10 protein-coding genes are annotated in these 8,629 nt (G+C 63.4%); all 10 read right to left on the reverse strand.

All coding sequences use genetic code 11. The features are described 5' to 3' along the window. Positions 1-183 precede the first annotated feature (183 nt). Positions 184-1,140: a peptidoglycan DD-metalloendopeptidase family protein gene (locus ACXJKO_RS27230; protein ID WP_457094174.1), complete on the reverse strand. Its 957-nt coding sequence runs from the start codon at positions 1,138-1,140 to the stop codon at positions 184-186. A 311-nt stretch (positions 1,141-1,451) separates the two neighbouring features. Next, positions 1,452-2,132, reverse strand: a complete 681-nt coding sequence (locus ACXJKO_RS27235; protein ID WP_457094175.1) for a protein-L-isoaspartate O-methyltransferase family protein — start codon at positions 2,130-2,132, stop codon at positions 1,452-1,454. Positions 2,133-2,148: 16 nt separating this feature from the next. Beyond that, positions 2,149-2,910 (reverse strand): 5'/3'-nucleotidase SurE, encoded by a 762-nt coding sequence (gene surE / locus ACXJKO_RS27240; protein ID WP_457094176.1) that lies wholly within the window; start codon positions 2,908-2,910, stop codon positions 2,149-2,151. A 1-nt stretch (position 2,911) separates the two neighbouring features. Then, positions 2,912-4,273, reverse strand: coding sequence for a serine--tRNA ligase (gene serS, locus ACXJKO_RS27245; RefSeq protein WP_457094177.1), 1,362 nt, complete (start codon positions 4,271-4,273; stop codon positions 2,912-2,914). Between the two features lie 104 nt (positions 4,274-4,377). Continuing rightward, positions 4,378-5,181: a twin-arginine translocase subunit TatC gene (gene tatC, locus ACXJKO_RS27250; RefSeq protein ID WP_457094178.1), complete on the reverse strand. Its 804-nt coding sequence runs from the start codon at positions 5,179-5,181 to the stop codon at positions 4,378-4,380. Next, entirely contained in the window at positions 5,178-5,756 is a 579-nt protein-coding gene (tatB, locus tag ACXJKO_RS27255) for a Sec-independent protein translocase protein TatB (protein WP_457094179.1), read from the reverse strand. Before tatB ends, tatC begins: the two co-directional genes overlap by 4 nt. A gap of 58 nt (positions 5,757-5,814) precedes the next feature. Further along, positions 5,815-6,060 carry a twin-arginine translocase TatA/TatE family subunit gene (locus ACXJKO_RS27260; RefSeq protein WP_457094180.1) on the reverse strand — a complete coding sequence of 82 codons (246 nt, stop codon included), beginning with the start codon at positions 6,058-6,060 and terminating at the stop codon, positions 5,815-5,817. A gap of 57 nt (positions 6,061-6,117) precedes the next feature. Further along, complete coding sequence (locus tag ACXJKO_RS27265) at positions 6,118-7,236, reverse strand: ABC transporter ATP-binding protein (protein WP_457094181.1); 1,119 nt, start codon at positions 7,234-7,236, stop codon at positions 6,118-6,120. Continuing rightward, a complete protein-coding gene (gene scpB, locus ACXJKO_RS27270) occupies positions 7,233-7,952 on the reverse strand; it encodes an SMC-Scp complex subunit ScpB (protein ID WP_457094182.1) in 720 nt (239 codons plus the stop codon). Before scpB ends, ACXJKO_RS27265 begins: the two co-directional genes overlap by 4 nt. Positions 7,953-7,958: 6 nt before the next feature. Continuing rightward, positions 7,959-8,629, reverse strand: a 671-nt coding sequence (locus ACXJKO_RS27275; RefSeq protein ID WP_457094183.1) for a segregation and condensation protein A, incomplete at its 5' end; no start/stop codon positions are given.

Raw genomic sequence — 8,629 nt, forward strand, 5'->3', positions numbered from 1 at the left:
TTTGGAAGAGCACGGCGCTTTTCGGATCGGGATGGCCGGGCTCGTCCCGGCCATGACGGGAAGCCGTTGGTCCCTCTAAATCTTCCGACACCTAGAAAAGCAAAAGGACGGTGGCTGAGCCCACCGTCCCCTTACTTGATCGACCATCGAATTTCGAAAGCCGATCTAATCCTTAAGCTGTGATCAGTCGGCGAGATGCTTCATCGGGTCGACCGGGGTCGCGCCCTTGCGGATCTCGAAGTGCAGCTGCGGCGAGGTCACATTGCCGGTCTGGCCAGAGGTGGCGATGACCTGCCCGCGCTTCACCTGCTCGCCGCGCTTCACGCTGAGCGAGCCGTTATGGGCGTAGGCCGAGACGAAGCCGTTCTCGTGGCGGACGAGCACGAGGTTGCCGTAGCCCTTCACCTCGCTGCCGGCGTAGGTCACTGTGCCGGCTTCAGCCGACTTCACAGGGGTGCCTTCTGGCACAGCGATGTTGATGCCCTCGTTGCCGCCATTGGCGCCGAAGCCTGCGATCACGCGGCCACGGGCCGGCCAGCGGAAATCACCGACGGAAACACTTGCGGTCTGCTCGGGCTCGGCCACCGGAGCCTTGGCTTCCGGCTGAGGAGCCGGCGCCGGAGCGACAGGTGCGGGTTTCAGGGGCTGAGCTTCGGGGAGCGCGGCGACCTTCTGGGGCTGCTGCGGCTCAAGAGGACGCGGCGCAGACACCAGCGGCTCAGGAGCAGCGGAAGCAACCTGCTGCGCCGGAGCGGGCTTCAGCGGAGCGGGAGTCTGTGCCTGCATCGGAGTAGCCATGCCGGGGCGAGTACGCGGGGCGGGCTGGACAGCGACCGGCTGCTCGTTGACGGCGACCTTGGTTTGGTCGACGAAGCGAACCTTCGGCTGCGAGGCCTGCTGTGCCGCCGGCATCGGGCGCGGCTGCTGCATCATGGGAGCGGAGGCAGGTGCGGAGGCCATGCGGCTCGGCTGGGACAGGGGCTGAGCCTGAATCGGGGGAAGCGCCTGGGCCTGCACGGAAGAGGTCGRCATCGGAGCCGCCGCATAAGACGGAGTTGCTTGAGACGCAGTCGGCGTACCGGGCGCCACGCGCTCGCTGTTGGCGAAGGGATTGGAGAACGGGTTCTCTGAGAACCTCATGCTATCTCCGCTGCAGGCTGCCGCAGCACTCCCGATCAAACTCACCAAAGCGATCCGCGACACAGCAACCCAATGTCCGGAACCCACACGCAAACGCATGACTTAAAACCCCAACCGCACGCAACTCGATGGGGCTATTAAAAGCCTGTTCAGGTTAAGCAACGGTTGACGAGGCGAATTTTGTCGTAACTGTGACGAAATATTTTTGCCCGACTCGGGCAAAGCATTTTTCGGCGAAGTGGATCCGGTTCGCCGCCAAAATATGCGGCCCAGCAAAGACGAGAGATGATTCCACCCAAGTGGAAGCGGCTCTAGAGAGTCGCCGCGATGCCGGTGACGAGCGGCGAGATACGCAAGGGCACGCCGATGTATTGGTTCAGCTCGCCATCCGCGAGCCGTTCGATCTGGAGGAGATGCGGCCCATCCTCCTGCGTAATCGCCCCCACGAGGCGCCCGCCCGGACCGAGGAGCGATGTCAGGTGGTCTGGAATTTCAGGCCGCGCACCGTTCAGGAGAATGCGGTCGAACCGCTCGCGTACGCGCGTTGCGAGCCCGTCGCCGATTTCCACGCGCACCTTACCCGCCTCGACAATCTCGAGATGCTGTGTCGCGCTGGCCGCCAATGTGTTGAAGCGTTCGACCGTTGTCACCTCCGCGCCGAGCCGCGCCATTAACGCGGTTACGTAGCCGGTGCCGGTGCCGACTTCGAGGATGCGCTGGCCGGGGGCGACGCGCAAAGCCAGCAGCATGGCGGCGACCGTTTGCGGGCCGGTCATAGTCTGTCCGCAAGGGAGCGGCAGGGCGACATCGGTACGCGCGAGATCGCGGAAGCGGCGCGGCGCGAAGAGATCGCGCGGCACAAGCTCCATCGCTCTCAAGAGCGCGGTATCGCGGATGCCTTTCGCGCGTAAAGACAGGATGAAGGACGCAACGCCGATGGCCTCTTCCTCGCTGCGCATCTCCGCATCCGATGAATAAGGCCCCTGGCTCATCGCGCTGTCACCATGATCAAGCGAAAGCCTGCGCGTAGCGCGTAAGCGTTGGCTCGTCGGTCATGTCGATGCGCAAAGGCGTGACCGAGATACGCCGGTTCGCGAGCGCCCAGAGATCCGTGCCGTTGCCGGGCGTGAAGGGACCACGCTCGAAGGCGATCCAGTAATAAGGGTTGCCGCGCCCGTCCTGACGCGCATCGAGACGCAGCAGATCCTGCGTGCGCTGTCCCTGATTGACCACCGCCGTACCTTCGACCTCGCCCGGTTCGCAATCGGGGAAGTTGACGTTGACGAGAATACCCTTGTCAATGCCCGCATCGAGAATCTTAGCGATGATCTTGGGCCCGTGATGCTCGGCGCATTGCCACTTCAGCGCATTGCGGCTTCCCGGCCCGTAGGCCTGCGAAAGCGCGATGGACGGAATGCCGAGCAGCGTGCCCTCGATGGCGCCGGCAACTGTGCCGGAATAAGTGACATCCTCAGCCGCGTTCTGCCCGCGATTGACGCCGGAGAGGATGAGATCGGGCTTATGCTCGCGCATCAATTCTCGGACGCCCATGATCACGCAATCGGTGGGCGTTCCCTTCACGGCGAAATGCCGGCCGGATATTTCGCGAAGGCGCAGCGGATCGTTGAGCGAGAGCGAATGCGCGACGCCGCTCTGATCCGTCTCGGGCGCGACGACCCACACATCATCCGAGAGTGCGCAGGCAATCGCCTCCAGGGTCTTCAACCCTGGAGCATGAATGCCGTCGTCGTTGGTGCAGAGAATGCGCATGTCAAACCTGACGCTCGATGCGGGTGACGCCACCCATGTACGGCTGCAACACGGCCGGGACCGAGACGCTGCCGTCCTCGTTCTGATAGTTCTCCAGAACCGCAACGAGCGTGCGGCCGACCGCGAGGCCCGAACCGTTCAGCGTATGCACGAAGCGCGGCGACTTCTCGGACGGCGTACGATAGCGCGCATTCATGCGGCGAGCCTGGAAATCGGAGCAGACCGAGCAGCTCGAAATCTCGCGATACATCCCCTGCCCCGGCAGCCACACCTCGATGTCGTAGGTCTTGGTCGAGGAGAAGCCCATGTCGCCGGTGCAGAGCGTCATGGTGCGGAACGGAAGCTCCAGTTTCTTGAGCACGTTTTCCGCGCAGTTAAGCATGCGCTCATGCTCATCGGCGGAGGTTTCCGGCGTCGTGATCGACACCAGCTCGCATTTCACGAACTGATGCTGGCGGATCATGCCGCGCGTATCGCGACCGGCGGAGCCTGCCTCGGCGCGGAAGCTCGGGGTGAGCGCGGTGAAGCGCAGAGGCAGTTCCTCCTCGGAGAGGATCTGCTCGCGCACGAGATTGGTGAGCGTGACTTCCGCCGTTGGGATCATGCCGTAGCGGGTGTCCTTGATCATCTTGGCGATGGCTTCGCGCGGCTGTCCTTCGAGGGCAGCACTCACGACCTGCTCAAGAGAATTGCCGGGAAAGGACCAGAATTGATCGTCCTCGAATTTCGGCAGCTGCGCGGTGCCGAACATGGCCTCGTCGCGCACCAGAAGCGGCGGGTTCACCTCCGTGTAGCCATGCTCAGTTGTGTGCAGGTCGATCATGAACTGGCCGAGCGCACGCTCCATGCGGGCAAGCCCGCCTTTCAGAACCACGAAGCGCGAACCCGACAACTTGGCGGCGGTCTCAAAGTCCATGAGACCTAGTGCCTCGCCGATCTCGAAATGCTGCTTGGCGCTATTGATCGTCGGCGGCGTGCCGAAGCGATGGCGCTCCACGTTGCCGTGCTCGTCACCGCCGACAGGCACATCGTCCTTCGGGATGTTGGGAATGGAGGTCAGCGCATCGAACAAGGCCGCCTCGGCGAAACGCTCGGTCTCCTCGAGTGCGGGCATCGTTTCCTTGATGCTCGCGACCTCGGCCATCAGTTCTTGCGCGCGCGCCTCGTCCTTCTTCGCCTTGGCCTGCCCGATCTCCTTGGACATGGCGTTGCGGCGCTCGGTGGCGGCCTGCAACGCGGAGATCGCGCTTTTGCGGGCATCGTCGAGGGCGATCAGCCGCGCGGACAGGGGCTCCATGCCCCGGTTCAGGAGGCCTTTGTCGAAAGCCGCGGGGTTTTCGCGGATGGAACGGATGTCGTGCATGGGACTGACTCGGGTCTGCTGAAATGAAGCGCCCTGCCCTTAACACAGACCGCTCCTTTGTTCACGCCAAGGATAAACGGCGTTCCAGAGGCTCTTTGAGAGCCCTATCCTTCCGCCTCGCGCGCAGCCTCGGCTTCCGCACGCTTTCTCTCGACCATGCGGACGGAGAAGATGGACGCCTCGTAAAGAAGCAAGGTGGGGACCGCAAGGGCGAACTGGCTGATCACGTCCGGCGGGGTCAGCACCGCCGCGAGCACGAAGACGACCACGATGGCGTAGCGCCGCTTGCTCTTCAGGAAATCCGAATCGATGATTCCGGCCCGGGCCAGCAGGGTTAGGACCACTGGAAGCTGGAAGCAGATGCCGAAGGCGAAGATCAGGGTCATGATCAGCGATAGGTACTCGCTGACCTTGGGCAGGAACTCGATTGCCGGCGCGTTCTCGGTTGCGAGCTGCTGCATGCCAACCGAAAAGCGCATGAGCAGCGGCATGGCGAGGAAGTACACGCAGGCGGCACCGATTGCGAAAAGTACCGGCGTCGCGACGAGATAAGGCACGAATGCCCGACGCTCGTTCTTATAGAGGCCCGGCGCCACGAACTTGTAGACCTGCATCGCGATCACGGGAAACGCGAGAAAGCCCGCGCCGAACGCGGCCACCTGGATCTGCGTGAAGAGATATTCGAGGCCGTGCGTATAGACGAGATGCGCCTTCTCGGGCGAGCCGACCGCGAAAACGTAAGGCCAGACGAGGATGTTGTAGATGTACTTCGCGCCGGCGAAGCAAATGAAGAACATCAGGACGAACGCGATCAGCGCCCTGATCAGGCGCGAGCGCAACTCGGTCAGATGCTCGATCAGAGGCGCGCGCGAAGCCTCGACCTCATCGTCTTCAACGGCCATGGTCATCCGGCTTTCGCGTCCGATTTTTCTTGAGAATTGGCTGTAGCGGCCTGGTCGTTCGCAGGAACGTCCTGTGCGGCAGGGATGTCCTGCACAGCCTGCGCCGCAGCCCTTTTTTGGATCTCGATCTCGGCTTCGCGGCGAAGGGATTCCTGAATCTCCGCCGCCGGATCGTTCATCGGCGGGGGCGGAAGATCGACCAGCGGCTCGACGGGCGCGGGCACCCTGCCCTCCACGATGGCCTGGATCGAAGCGTCGCCCGTAGGCTCAAGCTTGTCCGCCGGGACCGGGGCCTCGACGGAGGTCTTCAGCTCGTCGCGAATGGTCTGGATCGGATTGAAGGTCTTGCCGTTCATGGACGTGACGGAGTCGTTCACGCCCTGGATCTGCTTCTTGACGTCGTCGAGATCGGCCTCGCGCATGGCCTCGTTGAACTGACCCTGGAACTCCAACGCCATACGGCGCAGCTTTCCCGTCACCTGTCCGATCGTGCGCAAGGCACGCGGCAGGTCCTTCGGGCCAATTACGATCAGCGCCACCGCGCCGATCACCATGACCTCACCCCAGCTCATGTCCAACATGGCGTGGCCCCGACCCTGCCTTTACGCATGACAGCCGAAAAGGGCTGTCGACAAAAACTCAACCGACCTTGTGGTCCGTCGTGGCGGCATTCGTGGGAGTGCCAGCCTGATGATCGATGGTCCGCACCGGCTCGGCCGGCTGAGCGGGCTTTGCCGCCGTCGTCTCGTCCTCGGACATACCCTTCTTGAAGGCTTTGATGCCTTTGGCGACATCGCCCATCATGTCGGAGATCTTGCCGCGTCCGAACAACAGGACAACGATCAGACCGACGACGATCCAATGCCAAATACTTGCGCCACCCATGGCAATCCTCCTGCGCCTCGAAAAGGCGCGGCTTTGAAATGTAAACTTGCGGCCAACCTATGCGTCGGACGCGGCGAAAACAAGGACATCCTTTGGATCAACCTCGATCCCGATATCCTGTCCTTCCTTCAATCCAACGTGATCGTGAACCCGCGCCTGCAAAGGCCGGTCCACGCCCTGAACGTCGATATGGACCAAGTCGACTTCCCCAAGGAAGCGACGAGACACCACACGTCCCGGCAGGCAGAAGCCCGGCGGTTTCAGCTTGAGCCCCTGCGGCCGCACGCAGACCACGGCCGGACCGTCCGCAAGCCCGGGCGCCGGGAAGACACCGACCGGGCAGCTCACCTGACCGTTGCGCACGATGCCTTCGATCTCATTGAAATCACAGAAGAAACGGGCCGCAAAAAGGCTGACCGGATTCCGGTAGATCTCCTCCGCCTCGCCTTGCTGGATGATGGTGCCGGCGCGCATGAGCACGATCCGGTCCGCGATCCGCATCGCTTCCTCCGGGTCGTGCGTCACGACGATGGTCGTAGCGCCCGTTTCTCTCAAGATTGCGACAGTCTCGTCCCGGATTGCATCGCGCATACGGCGGTCGAGGTTCGAGAACGGTTCGTCCATGAGCAGGACACCGGGTCGCGGGGCGATGGAGCGGGCAAGCGCCACGCGCTGCTGCTCGCCGCCCGACAATGTGTGTGGATATTCGTTGGCGTAATGCTCGAGCCCGACGCGGGAGAGCGCCCGGCGAGCCGCCACATCGGCCTCGGAGGTGGAAAGGTCCTTCAGGCCGAACTTGATGTTCTGGAGAATCGAGAGATGCGGGAACAGGGCATAATCCTGAAACATCAGGCCGATGCCCCGCCGTTCCGGCTCTACGAAGGCCGCCGATCCGCTGACCTCCAGCCCGTCCATAAGCACGCGGCCCGCAGTCGGTACCTCGATTCCTGCAGCAATCCGTAGGAGAGTGGTCTTGCCGCAGCCGGAATGGCCCAGAAGGCACACGAGTTCGCCCGGCTCGACCGTCAGCGACACGCCTTTGAGGGCTTCGGCGGCATTGTAGGTCTGGACGATATTCTCGAAGCTCAGCTGAGCCGGGATCGACGCACCCGCCGTGCCACGCAAGCCCCAGCGGGGCAGACGGAAGCGGTCACGAGCCCCGGGGCTGCCGCTCATTCCTCGCCCGCCTCACCTGCCTCGGTCTTGTGCATGTCGAGAGGCTCTTGGAACAGGTCGTCCTGATCGAGCGGGTCCTCATCCTCACGTAGCGCATCGGCATCGGAGGGCACCGGAACCGTGAGATCCGAGGGAACGCGGCCCTCGATGAAGCCCGCGCCTTTCAGCTCTTCGAGGCCCGGCAGGTCCTCGATGGCGTCGAGGCCGAAATGCTCCAGGAATGCCGGCGCCGTGCCGTAGGTAACGGGGCGGCCCGGCACCTTGCGGCGCCCGCGAAGGCGGATCCAGCCCGTTTCGAGCAGGAGATCGAGCGTGCCCTTGGAGGTCGCCACACCTCGGATCTCTTCGATCTCGGCACGCGTCACGGGCTGGTGATAGGCGATGATCGACAGGGTCTCCATGGCCGCGCGGGAGAGCTTGCGCTGCTCCACCACGTCACGGGCCAGCACGAACGAAAGATCGCTCGCGGTGCGGAAGGCCCATTTACCTGCAACGCGGACAAGATTGACACCGCGCAGGGCATAAAGCTCTTCGAGATCGGTGAGGATCTTCCCGATATCCGCGCCTTCCGGCAGACGTCCGGCCAGCTCGTCGGCGCCCAGCGGCTCGGCGGAGGCGAACAGGAGCGCCTCGGCGACGCGCATCGCCTCGCCGTGATCGGGCACATAGGTTTCGACGGAAGCCTCGGCTTCCGCGATATCAGTGGTTTCGTCCATCATCCTTTAAGCTCCTGTCTCAGCTGGGTCCGCGGCGGGCTTGACCCAGACCGGAGCGAAAGCTTCATCCTGCCTCATGGTGAGCTTGCCCTCGCGCACCATTTCCAGGGTCGCGGACAAGGCGGAGGCCATGACGGTCGACCTCATAGAGGGCTCGACCATGTATTCCACAAGGTAAGTATCCAGCGTTACCCAATCGCTCAAGTGCCCGACAAGCCGCTCCAGGGCGTCGCGGGCATCGATCAGCGACCAGACATTGCGCTTGTGCAGGGAAACGCGGCTGTTGAACTGCACCTGACGCTGCTGGGCATAGGCCTTGAGCAGGTCATAGAGGGTGGCCTCGTAACGGGCATCGCGGTTGACGATCACCGGCTCCGGCGCGCCCCTGGCGAAAATATCCCGGCCCAGAATCGAGCGCTCGCCGAGTTTCTTGGCGACTTCGCGGATCGCCTCCAGGCGGCGCAGGCGCAAGGCAAGCGCGGTCGCCAGCTCCTCGGCGCTCGGCTCCTCGCCCTTCGGAGGCTCCGGCAGCAGGAGGCGGGATTTCAGGTAGGCGAGCCAGGCCGCCATGACGAGGTAATCGGCCGCAAGCTCCAGGCGCATGCGGCGCGCCTCTTCGATGAAGGAGATGTACTGCTCGGCGAGCGCCAGGATCGAGATGCGGTGCAGGTCCACCT

This window comes from Microvirga sp. P5_D2 (assembly GCF_054049475.1).

Coding starts and splice junctions, on each gene's coding strand:
- ACXJKO_RS27235 (WP_457094175.1), bottom strand. CDS start 2,132: ATGAGCCAGGGGCCTTATTCATCGGATGCGGAGATGCGCAGCGAGGAA.
- surE (WP_457094176.1), bottom strand. CDS start 2,910: ATGCGCATTCTCTGCACCAACGACGACGGCATTCATGCTCCAGGGTTG.
- serS (WP_457094177.1), bottom strand. CDS start 4,273: ATGCACGACATCCGTTCCATCCGCGAAAACCCCGCGGCTTTCGACAAA.
- tatC (WP_457094178.1), bottom strand. CDS start 5,181: ATGACCATGGCCGTTGAAGACGATGAGGTCGAGGCTTCGCGCGCGCCT.
- tatB (WP_457094179.1), bottom strand. CDS start 5,756: ATGTTGGACATGAGCTGGGGTGAGGTCATGGTGATCGGCGCGGTGGCG.
- ACXJKO_RS27260 (WP_457094180.1), bottom strand. CDS start 6,060: ATGGGTGGCGCAAGTATTTGGCATTGGATCGTCGTCGGTCTGATCGTT.
- ACXJKO_RS27265 (WP_457094181.1), bottom strand. CDS start 7,236: ATGAGCGGCAGCCCCGGGGCTCGTGACCGCTTCCGTCTGCCCCGCTGG.
- scpB (WP_457094182.1), bottom strand. CDS start 7,952: ATGGACGAAACCACTGATATCGCGGAAGCCGAGGCTTCCGTCGAAACC.